Source organism: Phenylobacterium sp., from assembly GCF_025351295.1.
In the GTDB taxonomy this organism is placed as follows: Bacteria; Pseudomonadota; Alphaproteobacteria; order Caulobacterales; family Caulobacteraceae; genus Phenylobacterium.
This window is the reverse complement of record NZ_JANXWD010000030.1, coordinates 25,782-43,235: the sequence shown is the minus strand read 5'-3', so window position 1 is coordinate 43,235 and position 17,454 is coordinate 25,782. Positions and strand designations below refer to the sequence as shown.

The 17,454-nt window shown below is 70.0% G+C and carries 18 protein-coding genes; 13 read left to right on the top strand and 5 right to left on the bottom strand.

Annotation, left to right across the window (positions count from 1 at the left end):
- Window positions 1-597: aldo/keto reductase (locus tag Q0R13_RS04830; RefSeq protein ID WP_293900289.1), on the top strand; the 597-nt coding region annotated here is incomplete at its 5' end.
- Entirely contained in the window at window positions 594-1,658 is a 1,065-nt protein-coding gene (locus Q0R13_RS04825) for an LLM class flavin-dependent oxidoreductase (protein WP_293900287.1), read from the top strand. The genes Q0R13_RS04830 and Q0R13_RS04825, both read left to right, overlap by 4 nt.
- Before the next feature lie 53 nt (window positions 1,659-1,711).
- On the opposite strand, the gene Q0R13_RS04820 is transcribed toward Q0R13_RS04825, so the two are convergent.
- Complete coding sequence (locus Q0R13_RS04820) at window positions 1,712-2,935, bottom strand: MFS transporter (RefSeq protein ID WP_293900285.1); 1,224 nt, start codon at window positions 2,933-2,935, stop codon at window positions 1,712-1,714.
- 138 nt (window positions 2,936-3,073) lie between these two features.
- On the opposite strand from Q0R13_RS04820, the gene Q0R13_RS04815 reads away from it, so the two are divergent.
- From Q0R13_RS04815 to Q0R13_RS04805, 3 genes are all read left to right on the top strand, one after another.
- The gene (locus Q0R13_RS04815) at window positions 3,074-4,153 is read left to right on the top strand and encodes a Gfo/Idh/MocA family oxidoreductase (protein WP_293900291.1); all 1,080 of its coding nucleotides are present in this window, start codon (window positions 3,074-3,076) and stop codon (window positions 4,151-4,153) included.
- A 94-nt stretch (window positions 4,154-4,247) separates the two neighbouring features.
- Window positions 4,248-6,515: a TonB-dependent receptor gene (locus tag Q0R13_RS04810; protein WP_293900283.1), complete on the top strand. Its 2,268-nt coding sequence runs from the start codon at window positions 4,248-4,250 to the stop codon at window positions 6,513-6,515.
- 81 nt (window positions 6,516-6,596) lie between these two features.
- Window positions 6,597-7,319 carry a glutathione binding-like protein gene (locus Q0R13_RS04805; RefSeq protein ID WP_293900281.1) on the top strand — a complete coding sequence of 241 codons (723 nt, stop codon included), beginning with the start codon at window positions 6,597-6,599 and terminating at the stop codon, window positions 7,317-7,319.
- Between the two features lie 13 nt (window positions 7,320-7,332).
- Here Q0R13_RS04805 and Q0R13_RS04800 read toward each other — a convergent pair whose 3' ends face one another.
- From Q0R13_RS04800 to Q0R13_RS04790, 3 genes are read right to left on the bottom strand one after another with little or no spacing between them, the layout of a single operon-like run.
- Entirely contained in the window at window positions 7,333-7,587 is a 255-nt protein-coding gene (locus Q0R13_RS04800) for an NAD(P)H-dependent oxidoreductase (protein WP_293900279.1), read from the bottom strand.
- Entirely contained in the window at window positions 7,584-8,036 is a 453-nt protein-coding gene (locus Q0R13_RS04795; protein WP_293900277.1) for a hypothetical protein, read from the bottom strand. Before Q0R13_RS04795 ends, Q0R13_RS04800 begins: the two co-directional genes overlap by 4 nt.
- 8 nt (window positions 8,037-8,044) lie before the next feature.
- Window positions 8,045-8,812 (bottom strand): glucose 1-dehydrogenase, encoded by a 768-nt coding sequence (locus Q0R13_RS04790; RefSeq protein WP_293900275.1) that lies wholly within the window; start codon window positions 8,810-8,812, stop codon window positions 8,045-8,047.
- Window positions 8,813-9,287: 475 nt separating this feature from the next.
- Between Q0R13_RS04790 and ccoN the strand changes: the two genes are divergently transcribed.
- Genes ccoN through ccoS form a run of 8 tightly spaced genes read left to right on the top strand, consistent with a single transcriptional unit; the run spans window position 9,288 to window position 17,043 of the window.
- Complete coding sequence (gene ccoN / locus Q0R13_RS04785; protein ID WP_293900273.1) at window positions 9,288-10,946, top strand: cytochrome-c oxidase, cbb3-type subunit I; 1,659 nt, start codon at window positions 9,288-9,290, stop codon at window positions 10,944-10,946.
- Between the two features lie 11 nt (window positions 10,947-10,957).
- Complete coding sequence (gene ccoO, locus Q0R13_RS04780) at window positions 10,958-11,695, top strand: cytochrome-c oxidase, cbb3-type subunit II (protein ID WP_293900271.1); 738 nt, start codon at window positions 10,958-10,960, stop codon at window positions 11,693-11,695.
- Window positions 11,692-11,865: a cbb3-type cytochrome c oxidase subunit 3 gene (locus Q0R13_RS04775; protein ID WP_293900269.1), complete on the top strand. Its 174-nt coding sequence runs from the start codon at window positions 11,692-11,694 to the stop codon at window positions 11,863-11,865. Before ccoO ends, Q0R13_RS04775 begins: the two co-directional genes overlap by 4 nt.
- Window positions 11,858-12,766: a cytochrome-c oxidase, cbb3-type subunit III gene (gene ccoP, locus Q0R13_RS04770; protein WP_293900267.1), complete on the top strand. Its 909-nt coding sequence runs from the start codon at window positions 11,858-11,860 to the stop codon at window positions 12,764-12,766. The genes Q0R13_RS04775 and ccoP overlap by 8 nt, the downstream gene beginning before the upstream one ends.
- Window positions 12,763-14,241 carry a cytochrome c oxidase accessory protein CcoG gene (gene ccoG, locus Q0R13_RS04765; protein ID WP_293900265.1) on the top strand — a complete coding sequence of 493 codons (1,479 nt, stop codon included), beginning with the start codon at window positions 12,763-12,765 and terminating at the stop codon, window positions 14,239-14,241. Before ccoP ends, ccoG begins: the two co-directional genes overlap by 4 nt.
- Complete coding sequence (locus Q0R13_RS04760; RefSeq protein WP_293900263.1) at window positions 14,238-14,729, top strand: FixH family protein; 492 nt, start codon at window positions 14,238-14,240, stop codon at window positions 14,727-14,729. The genes ccoG and Q0R13_RS04760 overlap by 4 nt, the downstream gene beginning before the upstream one ends.
- Complete coding sequence (locus Q0R13_RS04755) at window positions 14,720-16,888, top strand: heavy metal translocating P-type ATPase (protein ID WP_293900260.1); 2,169 nt, start codon at window positions 14,720-14,722, stop codon at window positions 16,886-16,888. Before Q0R13_RS04760 ends, Q0R13_RS04755 begins: the two co-directional genes overlap by 10 nt.
- Window positions 16,885-17,043: a cbb3-type cytochrome oxidase assembly protein CcoS gene (ccoS, locus tag Q0R13_RS04750; RefSeq protein ID WP_293900258.1), complete on the top strand. Its 159-nt coding sequence runs from the start codon at window positions 16,885-16,887 to the stop codon at window positions 17,041-17,043. Before Q0R13_RS04755 ends, ccoS begins: the two co-directional genes overlap by 4 nt.
- A gap of 6 nt (window positions 17,044-17,049) precedes the next feature.
- Here the strand turns inward: ccoS and Q0R13_RS04745 are convergent, their stop codons facing one another.
- Complete coding sequence (locus Q0R13_RS04745) at window positions 17,050-17,445, bottom strand: response regulator (protein ID WP_293900256.1); 396 nt, start codon at window positions 17,443-17,445, stop codon at window positions 17,050-17,052.
- Between the last annotated feature and the right edge of the window lie 9 nt (window positions 17,446-17,454).

Genomic DNA, 17,454 nt, shown 5'->3' with positions numbered 1-17,454 from the left:
GTCGAGGCGTCGCTGACCCGGATGGGGGTCGAACGCATTGACCTGTGGCAGATTCATCGCCCCGACAGCCTGGCCCATCCAGGCAAGGTCGCCGAGACGCTGAGCGGCCTGCGAAGGGCGGGCAAGATCGGCGAGATCGGGGTCTCCAACCACACCGCCGCCCAGACCGCGGCGTTGCAGGCGCACCTGGGGTTCCCCATTGCCTGCATCCAGATCGAGTTCTCGCCCCTGGCCATCGGCCCGCTCACGGACGGCACGCTGGACCAGGCGCTGGCCACCGGCATGGGAGTCCTGGCCTGGTCGCCCCTGGCTCAGGGCCGGTTGGGCGAGGGCGACCCGCGGCATGCCGCCACCGCCGCTGATCCCCGCGCCCAGGCGGTCCGCGAGGCCCTGGATTTTGTCGCCAAGGCCAACGGCGTCTCGCGCCCCGTGGCCGCCTACGCCTGGCTGCTGCGCCATCCCGCCCGGCCGATCCCCATCGTCGGCTCGCAGCAGACGGCGCGCATCGCCGAGGCCGCCCAGGCGCTGGCCGTCAGCTTCACCCGACCCGAATGGTACGCCGTCCTGACCGCCGCCCGAGGAGAGCCCCTGCCGTGACCGCCACGCCGTGCGAAGTCTCCTGGTTCTCCGCCCTCTGCGATGACGACTACGAGTTCCTGGGCGTGCCGGACCCCAAGCTGAAGTCGAGCTGGGAGCATTGCCGCGACATCGTCCTGCAGGCCGAGGCCGGGGGGTTCGACAACATCCTGCTGCCGTCCGGCTATGAGCTGGGCATCGACACCACCGCCTTCGCCGCCGCCGTCGCCCCGCTGCTGACGCGCCTGCGCCTGCTGATGGCGGTCCGCATCGGCGAGCTGTGGCCGCCGCAACTGGCGCGCCAGATCGCCACCATCGACCGCCTGCTGGGCGGCCGGCTGACCATCAACATCATCTCCTCCGACCTGCCGGGCGAGAAACTGGCCTCGGCCCCGCGCTATGCCCGCACGGTCGAGGCGATGAGCATCCTGAAGACCCTGCTCAGCGGCCGGCCGCTGGACCACGACGGCGAGTTCTGGAAGCTGAAGCTGGATCCGCCGCGGGTCGGCACGGTCTCGGGCAAGGCCCCGCTGCTCTACTTCGGCGGCCTGTCGGAGGATGCCCGCGAGGCCGCCGCCCAGGGTTGCGACGTATTCCTGATGTGGCCCGACAAGCGCGAGACCGTCGCCGCGATCATCGCCGACATGAAGCTGCGCGCCGCGCGGCATGGCCGCACCCTGAGGTTCGGCTACCGCGCCCACATGATCGTGCGCGACACCGAGGCCGAGGCGCGCACGGCGGCCGACCGCCTGCTTTCGAAACTGGATGCCGCGACCGGCGACGCGATCCGCGCCAAGTCGCTGGACTCCACCTCCGCCGGCGTCCAGGCGCAGACGGCGCTGCGCGAGGCTGCCGCGGACGACGGCTATGCCGAGCCCGGGCTGTGGACCGGGGTCGGCCGCGCGCGCTCCGGCTGCGGCGCGGCCATCGTCGGCGACCCGGACCAGGTGCTGGCGAAGCTCAACGACTACCGCGACATGGGCATCGAGGCCTTCATCCTGTCCGGCTACCCGCACGCCGCCGAGGCCGACCTGTTCGCCCGCCACGTGCTGCCGAACCTCGAGCACGGACCGCTGGTGTAGGGCCAGGCAGCATTCAGAGGCGTGTTGGGCGCGCGATCTCCCACTCCTGATCGTCAGGCGGGAACCGGTTGCGCCTCGATCGGCCGGATGGTCGGCAGCAGCAGCTGGATCCAGGCCAGCGCCAGCAGGTAGGACACCGCCGCGAACAGGAACAGCGGCAGGTAGCCCAGGCCCGCCGCCAGGACCAGGCCGGCGATCTTCAGGATCGCCATGCCGCCGATGTTGCCGCTGAACACCCCGAAGCTGGTCACCCGGCCGAGCCGCCCCTTGTCGGTGACGTCGGTGATCAGGGCGAAGAGGTTGGTCGAGAACCCCTGGTGGGCCGCCAGCACCAGCGCCAGGATCGCCGCGGCGGCCAACGGGCTGCCCGCCTGCAGGGCCAGCGGCAGGGGCAGGGCCAGCAGGCCGCTGATCAGCATCGCCGTCTTGCGCACCCGGTTGACCGGCACGCCGCGCCGCAGGAACCGCGTCGCCAGTCCGCCGCTGGTCAGCGCGCCCACAGCGGCGCCGGCATACGCCAGAGCCAACGGCGGGGCGATGGCCGCGCCGGTCAGGCCGAACTGGCGGTTCAGGAAGTCCGGCATCCAGAACAGCATCAGCCACCAGGTCGAATCGCTGAGCAGCTTGGCCACGGCGATCGCCCAGGCGCCGCGGTCACGCAGGATCGCCGGCGGGGGAACATCGGTGGCGGCGGCCGGCGGGGCGGCGTCCTCGAACCGGACCTTGCGGGTCGCCAGCGCCCAGGCCCCGGCCCACACCGCGCCGGCCACGCCGGCTAGCACGAAGGCGCCGCGCCAGCCGTAGGGCGAGGCGATCAGCGGGATGACGAACGGCGCGCAGATGGCGCCCAGGCTGGCGATGGCGTTCTGCAGGCCGAGGCCGGTGGACCGCATGTGCGGCGGAAAGATCGAGGCGATGGTCTTGATGCCGGTCGGCGTCACCGCCGCTTCCGTCGCGCCCAGGCCGATGCGGCACAAGGTGAACTGGACCAGCGAGTGGGCCCAGCCGTGGAAGATGGCCGCCACGCTCCAGGTGAAGACGCCGATCGGGTTGGCCCACTTGACGCCGAGCCGATCCACCAGCGGCCCGGCCGCCAGCAGCGCCACGGCGGTGGCGCCCTGGAACCAGGCGCCCAGGGTGCCGTAGTCGTCGTCCGACCAGCCCAGTTCGGCGGCGATGGTCGGCTTCAGCACGGAGATGATCTGGCGATCGACCAGGGCCAGGATTCCGGCCATCGCCAGCAGGGCGAACAGCAGCCAGCGCCGGGTCGTCGACAAGCCTGGTCCTCCCCATCGTCGCGGGTCGCGCCTGCGCCGTCTTCGCGACTTTTAGGCTTGCCCGAACCGCCAGTCTGGGAGAATGCTCACAATAAGTCAGCGCTGTCATAAGCTTTCTGGGAGGGGTTTTTGGCCGACGTGGTTCGCTACGGTCTGGTGGGCGCGGGGATGATGGGGATCGAGCACCTCAACAACCTCGCCGTGACGCCGGGCGCGGTGGTCACGGCCCTGGCCGACCCCGTGGAGACCTCGCTGGGGTGGGCGCGCCGGGCGCTGGCCGACCGCGCCGACCGGGCGGCGGCGTTCGCAGACAGCGCCGCCCTGGCCAGGAGCGGGCTGGTCGACGCGGTGATCGTCGCCAGCCCCAACAACACCCACCGCGGCGTGCTGGAACCGCTTTTCGACGCCGGGCTGCCGATCCTCTGCGAGAAGCCGCTGGCCACCACCCTGGACGACGCGCGCTGGGTGGTGGAGCGGGCCGCCAGGTCGGCGGCGCCGTTCTGGACGGCGATGGAATACCGCTACATGCCGCCGGCCGCGGATTTCATCGCGCAGGTGCATGGCGGGCGGGTCGGGACGCTTCGGATGCTGTCGATCCGCGAACACCGGTTTCCCTTCCTGCCGAAGGTCGGCGACTGGAACCGCTTCGCCAGCAACACCGGCGGCACGATGGTCGAAAAGTGCTGTCATTTCTTTGACTTGATGCGTCTGATCACGGCCTCCGAGGCGGTCCGCGTCTACTGCTCCGGGGCGATGGACGTGAACCATCTGGATGAGCGTTACGATGGCCGGACGCCGGACATCCTGGACAACAGCTACACCACCGTCGACTTCGCCAACGGCGTGCGCGCCATGCTGGATCTGTCGATGTTCGCCGAGGGCGCGGAGAACCAGGAGGAGATCACCGCGGTGGGCGACAAGGCCCGCCTGGATGTGCTGATCCCGGCCGGGGAGATCGTCTATTCGCCGCGGGTCGGGTTCCGCGGCGAGAAGCGGGTCGAGCGGTGGATCGTGCCGGTGGACGAGACCGCGCTGAAGGTCGGCACCCACCACGGCTCCACCTTCTACGAGCATCAGCGGTTCAATGCCGCGGTGCGCGGGCAGGGGCCTGTCGAGGTCACCGCCCGCGACGGGCTGATGGCGGTGGCCATCGGGACCGCGGCGGAGATCAGCGCTCGCGAGCGGCGCGTCGTCGAGATGACCGAGCTTGGATTCTGAAACAGAGGACGTGCGCCGAACACCTTGAATCGGCTGTCGATATGACAGCGCCAGACATTCCCGAAACCACAGACAAAAAGGAGCGGGGGGAAACATGAAAAAAGCCATTCTGATCGCGGGGGCCGGCATCGCGGCCCTGTTGGGCGCGCCCCAGGCCCTGGCGCAGGCCGCGGCCGCCGCAAGCGGCGACAGCAGCGTCGCCGAGATCGTCGTCACCGCGCAGAAGCGGGAGGAGCGGCTGCAGCAGGTGCCGGTCGCCGTCTCGGTGATCTCCGGCGACGCCATCGCCAACCGAGGCTCGGTGAGCCTGGAGAGCGCGCAGTACCTCGTGCCGACCCTGAACTTCCGCAAGTCGGGCACCAACATCAACCAGTCGCTGTTCCTGCGCGGGGTCGGCACCTCGACCTTCTCCATCGCCGGCGAACCGTCGATCTCCACGGTGGTCGACGGGGTGGTCTACAGCCGCGCCGGCGAGGCGTTCAGCGACCTGATCGACGTCGAGCGCATCGAGGTGCTGCGCGGTCCGCAGGGCACCCTGTTCGGCAAGAACACCTCGGCCGGGGTGATCAACATCATCACCAAGCGGCCGGGCGACAAATTCGGCGGCTTCCTGGACGGCGGCTTCTTCACCAACGGCGACGAGTACCGGCTGCGCGGCGCCGTCGACGTGCCGCTGGCGGCGAACGTGAAGAGCCGGGTGACCGCCTTCTATTCCAGCTACGACGGCAACATCCACAACCTCGCCCACGGCGGCGAGCGGGTGAACGGCTACGAGCACTATGGCGTCCGCGGCATCGTGGTCGCAGACCCGACGCCCGACCTGACGCTGACGATCATCGCCGACTATCGCAAGAGCGACGACGACTGCTGCGCCGAGCTGATCGGCACGCTGCCGACCAACCTGGCGGCCGGCGGCCTGCCGGTCCCGCGCGGCGACAAGACCCGCCAGGTCAACCAGGACCTGATCACCTCGGCCACCGAGAAGAGCGGCGGGATTTCGCTGCAGGCCGACTGGCAGGTGGCGGGCCAGACGGTCACCTACATCGGCGCCTACCGGAAGTACGACAACACCGAGGTCCGCGACGGCGACTGGCTGTCGCGCCCCTATGTGGGCCTCGGCCAGCTGCACGACCTGGGGCCGCAAACCAGCAACACCCTGACCCAGGAGCTGCGGCTCACCTCGCCGACCGGCCAGTTCTTCACCTATGTGGTCGGGGCCTACTATTCGCGGGCCCACACCGAGCGGACCTTCACCCGCAACGACATCGTCTGTTCGCTGTCCCCGGCGCCCACCGTGCTGACCCCCTGCACGACCGCTGGAACCGTGGTCACGACGCCGACCGGCACGGCGGACTTCGGGTCGACCTTCAAGAACCTGGCGCTGTTCGGGCAGGGCACGGCCAACCTTACCGACCGGCTGCGGCTGATCGGCGGCCTGCGCTACACCCACGACAAGCTGGACGTCTTCCACAGCCGCACGACCGTGCTGGCCGGGCCCGGCATCCAGCCCAGCTTCGGCCCGTTCGCCGCCTCGACCTCGCACGACAATGTCTCGGGCAAGGCCGGCGCGCAGTACGATCTCGCCCCGCAGACCACGGTCTACGCCACCTATGCGCGGGGCTATAAGGGCCCGGCCTACAACGTCTTCTACAACCTGACCGCCACCGGCACGAACGTCATCGCGGCCGAGACCGCCGACAGCTTCGAGGCGGGGATGAAGAACACCTTTCTGGACGGCCGGCTGATCCTGAACCTCGCCGCCTACTACGCGAAATACCACAACTTCCAGGCCAATAACCCGGACACGGTGGCTGGCGTGCTGGTCACCCGGTTCACCAACGCCGGGACGGTTTCCACCCGCGGCGGCGAGCTGGACCTGCTGTTCCGGCCGATGCGCGACCTGTCGGTGTCCGGCGGGCTGGCCTACACCGACGCCCACGTCGACCAGTTCAAGATCCCCACCAACGGCAACAACACCGGCGTCGTGCCCTCCGGCACCCGACTGGCCTATGCGCCGAAGTGGAAGGGGTCGCTGGCGGCCGACTACCGGATCCGCACCGGCAGCGCCTTCGACGTGGTCCTGGGCGCGCAGACCTCCTACCAGTCCAGCCAGATCAGCCAGCCGGACGCGGTGCTGGCCAACCGCATCGCCACCCGGATCCACGCCTATGGCCTGGTCGACCTGTCGGCCGGGATCGCCGACCCGGACGACCGCTACCGGGTAACTTTCCAGGTCAAGAACCTGTTCGACGAGAGCTTCGCCGCGGCGATCACCAGCGGCGGGCCGGGCGGCAGCTACCGCTACATCATCCCGCGCGAAGCCGACCGCTACTATGGCGTCACGGGACGATTCAACTTCTGAGGCCGCGCGATGGGCTCCCGGCGGCTAAGTCGCCGGGAGCGCCATCTTCACCGCCGTGCGGCGAAGGCCTAGGCTCGGCCGATGATCGACCTGCATTTCACGCCGACACCGAACGCCCAGAAGGTCAGCATCGCGCTGGAGGAGGTCGAGCTCCCCTACCGGCTGATCGGCTATGACATCTTCGAGGGCGACCAGCACACCGCGGAGTTCGGCAGGATCAACCCGAACCACAAACTGCCGGCTATCGTCGACCACGACCCGGCGTTCGGCGGCGGTCCGCACGCGGTGTTCGAGTCCGGCGCGATCCTGCAGTACATCGCCGAGAAGACCGGCCGGCTGCTGCCCAGGGACCCGCGCCAGCGCAGCGTCGCGATCCAGTGGCTGACCTGGCAGGTGGCGGGCCTGGGGCCCATGGGCGGGCAGGCGGCGCACTTCGTCCGCTATGCGCCGGTGACCCTCGACTACGCCGTCGAGCGCTACACCAAGGAGGTGGGGCGGTTGATGGAGGTGCTGGAGCGGCGGCTGGGGCAGGCCGAGTACCTGGCGGGCGACGAATATTCCATCGCCGACATCGCGATCTGGCCGGGCCGCGCGGCGGCGGGGACGATGAGCATCGACCTGCAGGCGCAGTATCCCAACATCTACCGATGGTTCGCGCAGATCGCCCAGCGCCCGGGCGTCATCCGCGGCCGCACGGCCGAGCGCGCCATCCCCGAGAAGTACCTGCAGAAGAAGGCCGCGCTCACCGAGGCGCAGCGCTCCAACATGTTCGGCGAGACGATGCTGGGTGCGGTGCGGCTCTAGGAACGGTCCGCCTTCAGGCGCGGTGCGGGAAGACCACCGCGACCTCGGCCCCGCGATAGGCGGTGCTGCCGAGCCGGGCGTGGCCGCCGAGCTGCGCCTTGGGGCCGGGGATCTCGGCGGCCTTCAGGCAGGGGTCGAACCGCATCGCGTAGAGGTCGCGCAGGATCGTCTCGTCGCCGAGGCGCTCGACCACCTCGCGGTAGGTCCGGGCGATCTCCGCGTTGAAGCTCTTGCGGGACGGGTGGGCAAGGACGATGGCGTGCTTCATGGGGTTCCTCGCAGATCGCGGTCCTCGGGTCGAAGGCGGCCCGGGCGTCCGGCCTTCAGCCGGCGGACGGCCCAGGGCGTCAGCCCCATGGCCAGCAGACCCAGCGGCATCAGGCCGCCGTGAATGAGGTCGTAGTCGGCGAGGATGCGCGCCCAGCCGAGCCCGGTCAGGCGGCCGAGCGCAAGCTCGAACGCGAAGGTCAGGGCGACCCACAGCGCGCCCATGGCCAGGGCGCCACGCGCGGTGCGGATGCGGATCCAGTCCAGGAAGAACCAGGTGATCACGAAGATCATCACGGCGCCGACCACGACCGAGCCCTGGCGGAGCGCGAAGTCGATATCCGGATTCAACACCACGCGGCGGAGCGCGCCGTTCAGGCTCTCGCTGGCGATGACCGCCAGCCAGACGATCAGGGCGCGCAGGAGGACGGAAAGGCTGAACGCGGGCATGGCGGGTCTCAGTGCGCCGTATAGCCGCCGTCGATCACCAGCTCGGCGCCGGTGACGAACTTGGCTTCGTCGGACGCTAGGTAGACGCAGCCCCAGGCGACGTCGTCCGGCTCGCCCACATGGCCCAGCGGGTGCAGCGCGTCCAGGTCGACCCGGGCGACCGCCGCGTCCGCCTGGTCCTGCACGAAGGCCTCGACCATCGGCGTCCAGATGAACCCGGGGTGGATGGAGTTCACCCGGATCCGGTCGGGGGCGTAGAGCAGGGCGTCGGTCTTGGTCATCAGCCGCACCGCGCCCTTGGAGGCATGGTAGGCCGGGATGTCAGCGGCGCCGACCAGGCCGTAGATGGAGCTGAGGTTGATGATGCTCCCGCCGCCGGCGCGCCGCAGGTGGGCAATGGCGTGCTTGGTGCAGAAGAACACGCCCTTGACGTTGATCCCCTGCACATAGTCCCACTCCGCCTCGGTGATCTGGTCGGTGGGCTTGTTGGCGCCGCAGACGCCGGCGTTGTTCACCAGGATGTCGATGCGGCCGAAACGCTGGCCGACCTGGGTCAGCACCCGTTCGACCTCGGTCTCCTTGGAGACATCTAGGGGCCAGCTGCAAGTCTCGAAGCCCTGACCATTGAGCTCGTCGGCGAAGGCCCCCGCCTCGATGGCGAGGATGTCGGTGATGGCGACCGTCGCCCCTTCCTGGGCCATGCGCACGGCAGTGGCGCGTCCAAGGCCGAGCGCGCTACCGGTGATGACAGCGACCTTTCCATTGAGGCGGTTCATTCGGGCTCTCCTCCGTCGATGCCAGGGAGACTAGGCTCCGGCCGCGGCGGCGCATTGCGCAGGATCAACCTGGGACTGGCGGTCGACCCCGAGGCTTGGCGGCCGGTTCTGGCAGACCGCCTGCGCGTCGCGCCAGGGCGAACGCGGTGAGCCCCGCCAGAGCGAAGCCCACCGCGCCGTAACACCAGCCACAATGGGGGGCGTGGCCGATGCCGCAGACGACGCCGCGCAGGGCGGCGTCGTCCCGGCCCAGGCTTGCCGCAAGGGCCGCCGACGCCAGGAGGATACATCCGAGGAGATCGGTGGCCAGGCGTTCGACGGCCGCTTCGGGGGGGCTTGGCGGCCGGCGCATGGACGATCTCCTCGGACGCGGCGGTGTCGCATCGGTTCACCCGCCTGTCCTTGAGCGAGATCAAGGCTCGCCGGCGGGAGACGCGGCATGAAGGCCGCCGTCTCTCAGAGGGACTGGGGATTCATGACCGAAGCCATCGCACGCGACGACACGCCGCTCGACGTCGTCGCGCTCTACATCTTCATCGGGGTGAGCGCCTTCCTGGCGGTGTTGGCCACGGCCTTCACCCAGGATCCGCTGTTCCGGTTCCATGGCTACATACTGACGGCCGCCTTCGTCCTCGGCTTCTGCGTGCTGAGCCTGCGGATCGGCTCCGGCAAGCTCCGTTCCGACCCTGGCCGCTACTCGGACGGGGTGATCCGCGCCGGCGTCATCGCCACCATGTTCTGGGCGATCGCCGGACTGTGCGCGGGGGCGCTGATCGCCTCGCAGCTGAGCTGGCCCAGGATCTTTTACTTCCCCGATCTGCCCTGGCTGAATTTCGGCCGCCTGCGGCCGCTGCACACCTCGGCGGTGATCTTCGCGTTCGGCGGCAACGCCCTGATGTCGACCTCCTTCTATGTGGTCCAGCGCACCTGCAAGGCCCGGCTGGCCGGCGGCGTGTGGCCCTGGTTCGTGTTCTGGGGCTACCAGCTGTTCATCGTCCTGGCCGCCACCGGCTACCTGGCGGGGATCACCCAGAGCCGCGAATACGCCGAGCCCGAGTGGTACATCGACATCTGGCTCACCGTCGTCTGGGTCGCCTACCTGCTGGTGTTCCTGGGGACGATCTGGAAGCGCAAGGAGCCGCACATCTATGTGGCCAACTGGTTCTACCTGGCCTTCATCGTCACCATCGCGATCCTGCACCTGATCAATAACGCGGCCGTCCCCATCGGCCTGCTGGAGACCAAGAGCTATTCCGCCTTCGCCGGCGTCCAGGATGCCCTGGTGCAGTGGTGGTACGGCCACAACGCGGTCGGCTTTTTCCTGACCGCCGGCTTCCTCGGCATGATGTACTATTTCGTGCCCAAGCGGGTGAACCGGCCGGTCTATTCGTACCGGCTGTCGATCGTCCACTTCTGGTCGCTGATCTTCATCTACATCTGGGCCGGCCCGCACCACCTGCACTACACGGCCCTGCCGCAGTGGACCCAGACCCTGGGCATGACCTTCTCGATCATGCTGTGGATGCCGTCCTGGGGCGGCATGATCAACGGCCTGATGACGCTCTCGGGCGCCTGGGACAAGCTGCGCACCGACCCGGTGGTCCGGATGATGGTGGTGGCCATCGCCTTCTACGGCATGGCCACCTTCGAAGGCCCGCTGATGTCGATCCGCGCGGTCAATGCGCTCAGCCACTACACCGACTGGACCATCGGCCACGTGCATTCCGGCGCGCTGGGCTGGGTCGGCTTTATCAGCTTCGGGGCCGTCTACTGCATGGTCCCGTGGCTGTGGAAGAAGGACCGGCTCTACTCCGACAAGCTGGTCGAGTGGCACTTCTGGATCGCGACCACCGGCATCGTTCTCTACATCGCCGCGATGTGGGTCTCCGGGATCATGGAGGGCCTGATGTGGCGCGAGTACACGCCGCAAGGCTACCTCGCGAACTCCTTCGTCGAGACCGTTTCGGCCAAGCACGTCGAGAACGTCATCCGCACCGTGGGCGGGCTCATGTACCTCTCGGGCGCGCTGATCATGGTCTACAACCTGTGGCGAACGACCCGCCTGCCCAGCGTCGCCCGGACGCCGGAACGCCTCGTCCCGCCGCCGGGCGCCGCCCTGCTGGCGGCTGAGTAGGGGCGCCGCACATGTGGAAGCATCACGCCAAGTTCGAGCGGCATTCGCTCGTCCTGCTGATCGGCATCATCCTGGTGGTGTCGATCGGCGGCCTCGTCGAGATCAGCCCGCTGTTCTACCTGGAGAGCACCATCGAGAAGGTGGACGGGATCCGTCCCTACACGCCGCTCGAACAGGCGGGCCGCGACATCTACGTCCGCGAGGGCTGCTACGGCTGCCACTCGCAGATGATCCGCCCGCTACGCGACGAGGTGGAGCGCTACGGCCACTACAGCCTGGCCGCGGAGAGCATGTACGACCACCCGTTCCAGTGGGGGTCGAAGCGCACCGGGCCGGACCTGGCCCGGGTCGGCGGCAAGTACTCCGACGGCTGGCACCGCGACCACCTGACGGATCCGCGCTCGGTGGTGCCGGAATCCAACATGCCGCCGTACCGGTTCCTGGCGGAGACCGACCTGGACTATCGCAATATCGAGCAGCGCCTGGCCGCCCTGAAGACCGTTGGCGTCCCCTACACGAAGGCCGAAATCGCCAACGCCAGGGCCGATCTGGAAGGTCAGGTCGATCCGTTCGCCGGCGAGAAATCGGGCCTCAAGACGCGCTACGGCGCCAAGGTCGCCCAGCGCGACTTCGATGGCGACCCTCAGAAACTGTCGGAGATGGACGCCCTGATCGCCTACCTCCAGGTGCTGGGGACCATGGTCGATTTCCGAACCTACAAGGCGGAAGATCCGGAGAACCTGCGATGAGCGGCCTGACCTACGAGTCCGTGGCCCGCTTCGCCCAGCAGGCCGGCACGGTGTTCTTCGGCCTTATGTTCCTGGGCGGCCTGATCTACGCGCTCTGGCCGCGCCACAAGCAGGCGTTCCAGCGCCTCGCCCTGCTCCCGCTTGAAGACGACGAGGCGCCCCATGCCTGAGCGCGAACATGACGACCACTCCGGCGTGGAGACCACCGGCCACGAGTGGGACGGGATCAAGGAGCTCGACACCCCGCTGCCGCGGTGGTGGCTGTGGACCTGGTACGCCTGCATCGCCTGGGCCGTGGTCTACTGGGTGCTGATGCCGGCCTGGCCCGGGATCAGCGGCTACACCCATGGCCTGCTGGGCAAGTCCGACCGGGCCGCGGTGAGCGTTGAGCTGGCGAAGCTGAACGCCGTGCGCGGCGCCGGTCTGGTGAAATTGCGCGGGGCCAGCCTCGAACAGATCGAGGCGGACCCGGGCCTGCAGACCTATGCGCTGCAGGTCGGCCAGTCGGTGTTCGGCGACAACTGCGCCACCTGCCACGGCGCGGGCGGCGGCGGCGGCAAGGGGTATCCCAACCTGCGCGACGACGTCTGGCTGTGGGGCGGGTCGCCGGAGGATATCCAGCACACCATCACCGTCGGGGTCCGGTCGGGTCATCCTCACGCCCGGGGCGAGGCCATGATGCCCGCCTTCGGCCGCGACCAGATGCTGACCTCGGCGCAGATCGGCGATCTGACCGAGTATGTGGTGGCGCTGTCGCATCGCCGGGCCGACCCGGCGGCCGTGACACGGGCGCGCCAGACCTTCGCGGATCAGTGCGCGGCCTGCCATGGCCCGGCCGGGACCGGCGACGTCAAGCGCGGCATCCCCAACCTGACCGACGCGGACTGGCTGTACGGATCCGACCGCGAGGCGATCCGCGGCCAGATCTTCAACGGCCGCAACGGGGTGATGCCGACCTGGGAGGCGCGGTTCTCGCCGGAGACGATCAAGGCGCTGGCGGTCTATGTCCATGCCAACGCCGCCGGTGACGCGACGGCGCGGCCGCCCGCCCCGGCGGTCGCCGGGCGATGACTGTCGTCATCGGCAAGGCGTCGCGCCCCGCCTCGGCGGCCCAGCGGGCGAAGGCGCGCGGCGACGCCGGCGGCGGGCTCTACAAGCCACGCACGCCGATCTACCCGAAGCTCGTGCACGGGCGCTGGCGGGCGATCAAGTGGGCGCTGCTGATCGCCACCCTGGCCATCTACTACATCACCCCCTGGCTGCGCTGGGACCGCCCCGGCGCCTTGCCGGACCAGGCGGTCCTGGTCGATTTCGCTGGGCGCAGGTTCTACTTCCTGAACATCCAGCTCTGGCCGCAGGAGGTGTTCTTCTTCACCGGCCTGCTGGTGATGGGCGCGCTGGCGCTGTTCCTGGTGACGGCGCTGTTCGGGCGCCTGTGGTGCGGCTACACGTGTCCGCAGACGGTCTGGACCGACCTGTTCATCTACGTCGAGCGCGCCTTCGAGGGCGACCGCAACGCGCGCATGCGCCTGGACGCAGCGCCCTGGTCGTTCGACAAGCTCTGGCGCAAGGGCGGCAAGCACCTGACCTGGCTGGCGGTGGCGTTCGGCACCGGCGGCGCCTGGATCTTCTATTTCCGCGATGCGCCAACCCTGTTGCGGGAATTCTGGACCGGCCAGGCGCCGATCACCTCCTATGCGTCTTGCGCGATCCTGACGGCCACCACCTACCTGTTCGCGGGCCATATGCGTGAACAGGTCTGCACCTACATGTGCCCCTGGCCGCGCATCCAGGGCGCGATGATCGACGAGCACTCGCTGCAGGTCACTTATTGCCTCGACCGTGGCGAGCCGCGCGCCCCGCACAAGAAGGCCGACAGCTGGGAGGGCCGCGGCGACTGCATCGACTGCCAAGCCTGCGTCGTCGTCTGCCCCATGGGCATCGATATCCGCAACGGATCGCAGCTGGAGTGCATCAACTGCGGTCTCTGCATCGACGCCTGCGACGAGATCATGGATCGGGTCGGCCGGCCGCGGGGCCTGATCGCCTACGACACCGACTTCGCGGTCGTCGAGCGCAGCGCCGGGCGGCCGGCGCGCTACAAGCCGGTGCGGTCGCGGACGCTCTACTACGCCATCGCGCTGACGGCGGTCGCCGGGCTGATGGCCTGGGGCTTGGCGGCGCGCTCGATCCTCGACCTGCATGCGCTGCGCGACCGCAACCCGACCTTCGTGCAGCTTCACGACGGGGCGATCCGCAACGGCTACACCCTGAAGATCGCCAACCGCAGCTTCACGCCGGTTCCGGTGGAGGTCCGCTTCTCGGGCGTCGCCGGCGCAACCGTCAGCAGCCCGGGCGAGCCCGCCGGGGCGGTCCTGCGGATCGTCGCGGCGCCGAACGAGGTCCGCGCGCTGCGGGTCTTCGTCACGGTTCCGCCAGCCGGCCTGGCCGCAACCAGCGTGCCGGCCAGCTTCGAGGCGCGCGCCGGCCGGGTCGTCGCGCGCACCGCCACCGTCTTCCTTTCGGGCGCCGCGAACCCCTCATGACCCAGGCCGACACCCCACCGCACACGGACTTCCGGATCACTGGCTGGCACGCCCTGGCCTATATCGTCGCCTTCTTTGCTGTGGTGATCGGGGTCGATGTCAGCTTCGCGGTGATCGCCTACCGCACCCATCCCGGCGAGGTGTCGGTCACCCCCTACGAGGACGGCCTGCTCTACGACCGGCAGATCGCCCAGATGCGGGCGCAGGAACGTCTCGGCTGGGAGGCCGGCGCGCAGGCGCGGCCCCACGGCGTGCGGGTGCTGGTGCGCGACCGTGCGGGCCGGCCGCTGCCGGGCCTGGCGATCGTCGGCAAGCTCGAGCGGCCCGCCACCGAGACCGGCCGGCTGACCCCGCGGTTCGTGGAGACCGCGCCTGGCCGCTACGACGCCGTCCTGGCCGGGGTCTCCGGCGCCTGGGACCTCACCGCGCAGGCCCGTGACCGCTCCGGCCATGCCTTCCAGCTGGAGCGTCGGCTGACATGGCCCTGACCTACGACCCCGCCCGCGCCGACCTTAGCGCCTTCCTGCGGCGCCGCGACGACGGCCGCGAAAGCCTCGACCTGCTGGTGCCGGACGCGCGCTGCGCGGGCTGCCTGTCGAAGATCGAGCGCACCGTGCTGGCCCTGCCCGGGGTCGCCGCGGCGCGGCTCAACCTGACGCAGAAGCGGCTCACGGTGGAGTTCGGGATGGGGATGGGCGACGCGGGGGCCGTGGTCACGGCGCTGCGGCGCCTGGGCTATCCGGCAAGCCCGTATGATCCCGGCCGGGCGCAGGTCGCCTATGACCGCGAGGGGCGTCAGCTCGTCCTCGCCCTGGCCGTGGCCGGCTTTGGCGTGATGAACACCATGATGTTCTCGGTTCCGCTCTGGGCCGGGCTGTTCGGCCAGGAACTCGGGCCTGCCACCCGCACCCTGATGATGTGGTTCTCCGGCCTGGTCGGCGCGCCCTGCGCCCTCTATGCCGGCCAGCCGTTCTTCCGCTCGGCCTGGCGTTCCCTCAAGGCGCGCCGCGCCAACATGGACGTGCCGATCTCCATCGGCGTGATCCTGACCCTGGCGATCAGCTTCTCCGAGACCCTGCTGGGCGGCCGGGACGCCTATTTCGACGCCGCCGTCTCGCTGCTGTTCCTGCTGCTGGTCGGCCGCTGGCTCGAGCATCGCCTGCGCGCGCGGGCCTCCAGCGCGGCCGCCGACCTGCTGGCCCTGCAGGCCCCGACCGCCACCGTCTTCGGGCCCGACGACGCCCTGGTCGCCAGACCCCTGGCCGAGGTGCGGCCGGGGGACCGGCTGCTGGTGCGGCCGGGTGAACGCGTGCCGGTGGACAGCCGCATCCTGTCCGGGCGCTCCGAGCTCGACAACAGCCTGCTGACCGGCGAGACGGCCCCGGCGCCCGTCGCCATCGGGGACGAGTGCCGCGCCGGCGCGCTGAACCTCTCCGGCGCCCTGCGCCTGGTCGCCAACGCCCGGTCGGAGGAGTCCGCCGTGGCCGCCATCGCGCGGCTGGTGGAGGCCGGCGCCCAGTCGAAATCGCGCTACGTCCGGCTCGCCGACAAGGCCGCCGCCATCTATGTTCCGGTGGTTCATACCGTCGCGCTGCTGACCTTCGCCGGCGGCTGGGCGCTTGGCCTCGGCCCGCGCGAAGCTCTGATCCGCGCCGTGGCCGTGCTCATCGTCACCTGTCCCTGCGCCCTGGGCCTGGCCGTCCCGGCGGTGCAGATCACTGCCTCGGCGCGGCTGTTCCGCCGCGGCGTGCTGGTGAAATCCGGCGCGGCGCTGGAACGGCTGGCCGAGGTCGACCATGTGGTGTTCGACAAGACCGGCATCCTCACCGAGGGCCGGCCCAGCCTGCTCGATCCGATGCCGCGCACCCTGGCGATGGCCGCGCCGCTCGCTCGCGCGTCCCGCCACCCCTTGGCCCGGGCCCTGGCGGAGGCGGCCGGAGCGGGGCCTCTGGCGCTGGAGGTGACCGAGCGGGCCGGCCAGGGCGTGGAGGGGACCATCGACGGACGGCGGGCGCGCCTGGGGCGGGCCGGCTTCCTTGGCCTCGCAGGGGCCGGCTGCGAGACCGAACTCTGGTTCGGGTTCGACGGCGACACCAGGATCCGCTTCCGCTTCGCCGACCGCCTGCGACCGGACGCGCACGAGACGCTGGCGGCACTGGCGGCGCGGGGCCTGTCGGTCGAGATCCTCTCCGGAGACGTGGCCGCCGCCGTCGAACGGGTGGCGGACACCCTGCAGGTCGCGACCTGGCGCGGTGGCTGCACCCCGCAGGACAAGGCCGCGCGAATCGACGCCCTGACCCGTGAGGGCCGCAAGGTGCTGATGGTGGGCGACGGTCTCAACGATGCGGCCGCGCTGGCCAGGGCCCACGCCGCCATGGCGCCGGGGAGCGCACTGGAAGCCAGTCAGAACGCCGCCGACCTGGTCTTTTCCGGCGAGCGGCTGGGGGCGGTGACAGCCGCCTTCGACGTGGCCAGGAGCGCGCACCGCCGCGCGCTGGAGAACTTCGGGTTCGCGGCGCTCTACAACAGCCTGGCCGCCCCCGCGGCCGTGCTGGGCCTGGTGAACCCCTTCGTGGCCGCCCTGGCGATGTCGAGCTCGTCGTTGCTGGTCACGCTCAACGCCCTGCGCACCGGCGCGCGCCGATGAACATCGTGATGTTCCTCGCGCCGTTATCGCTCGGCCTCGGCCTGCTGGCGGTTGGCGCGTTCTGGTGGAGCCTGCGGGCGGGCCAGTACGAGGACCCGGCGGGGGACGCCGCGCGCATCCTGGTCGACGATCCCGAGGACCGGCCGGCCGATTGATCTGGATCAGCCGTCCGAGGCCGGCTCAGCGCCGAGCAGGTCCTGGATCGCCGAGATCAAGGTCTCTCCCATCAGCGGCTTCTCGAGGATCGGCGCGCCGGCGCGGGCGGCGGCTTCGCGGAAGGGCGCGCTGGGGTGGCTGGTCACGAGGATGGCCGGCAGGTCGATCGCGCGGGCGCGCAGCTGGCGAAGGGTGTCGAGGCCCGAGACCCCGGGCAGGCGCTCGTCGAGCACCAGGCAGCCGAGCGCCTCGGGTAGGTCGCTCCGGAGCAGGGCCTCGCCGGACTCGAAGGTCTCGACGACGAAGCCTTCCAGGTCGAGGGCGAACGCCAGCGCCCGGCGCACGCCCGGATCGTCATCGACGACGAAGACGACAGGTCGAGGGAGACCGTGCTGATCCATGCCGAGGGT

Excerpts from the sequence above, each read along its gene's own strand:
- Q0R13_RS04810 (WP_293900283.1), top strand. The coding sequence starts at position 4,248 with ATGAAAAAAGCCATTCTGATCGCGGGGGCCGGCATCGCGGCCCTGTTG.
- Q0R13_RS04805 (WP_293900281.1), top strand. The coding sequence starts at position 6,597 with ATGATCGACCTGCATTTCACGCCGACACCGAACGCCCAGAAGGTCAGC.
- Q0R13_RS04800 (WP_293900279.1), bottom strand. The coding sequence starts at position 7,587 with ATGAAGCACGCCATCGTCCTTGCCCACCCGTCCCGCAAGAGCTTCAAC.
- Q0R13_RS04795 (WP_293900277.1), bottom strand. The coding sequence starts at position 8,036 with ATGCCCGCGTTCAGCCTTTCCGTCCTCCTGCGCGCCCTGATCGTCTGG.
- Q0R13_RS04790 (WP_293900275.1), bottom strand. The coding sequence starts at position 8,812 with ATGAACCGCCTCAATGGAAAGGTCGCTGTCATCACCGGTAGCGCGCTC.
- ccoN (WP_293900273.1), top strand. The coding sequence starts at position 9,288 with ATGACCGAAGCCATCGCACGCGACGACACGCCGCTCGACGTCGTCGCG.
- ccoO (WP_293900271.1), top strand. The coding sequence starts at position 10,958 with ATGTGGAAGCATCACGCCAAGTTCGAGCGGCATTCGCTCGTCCTGCTG.
- Q0R13_RS04775 (WP_293900269.1), top strand. The coding sequence starts at position 11,692 with ATGAGCGGCCTGACCTACGAGTCCGTGGCCCGCTTCGCCCAGCAGGCC.
- ccoP (WP_293900267.1), top strand. The coding sequence starts at position 11,858 with ATGCCTGAGCGCGAACATGACGACCACTCCGGCGTGGAGACCACCGGC.
- ccoG (WP_293900265.1), top strand. The coding sequence starts at position 12,763 with ATGACTGTCGTCATCGGCAAGGCGTCGCGCCCCGCCTCGGCGGCCCAG.
- Q0R13_RS04760 (WP_293900263.1), top strand. The coding sequence starts at position 14,238 with ATGACCCAGGCCGACACCCCACCGCACACGGACTTCCGGATCACTGGC.
- Q0R13_RS04755 (WP_293900260.1), top strand. The coding sequence starts at position 14,720 with ATGGCCCTGACCTACGACCCCGCCCGCGCCGACCTTAGCGCCTTCCTG.
- ccoS (WP_293900258.1), top strand. The coding sequence starts at position 16,885 with ATGAACATCGTGATGTTCCTCGCGCCGTTATCGCTCGGCCTCGGCCTG.
- Q0R13_RS04745 (WP_293900256.1), bottom strand. The coding sequence starts at position 17,445 with ATGGATCAGCACGGTCTCCCTCGACCTGTCGTCTTCGTCGTCGATGAC.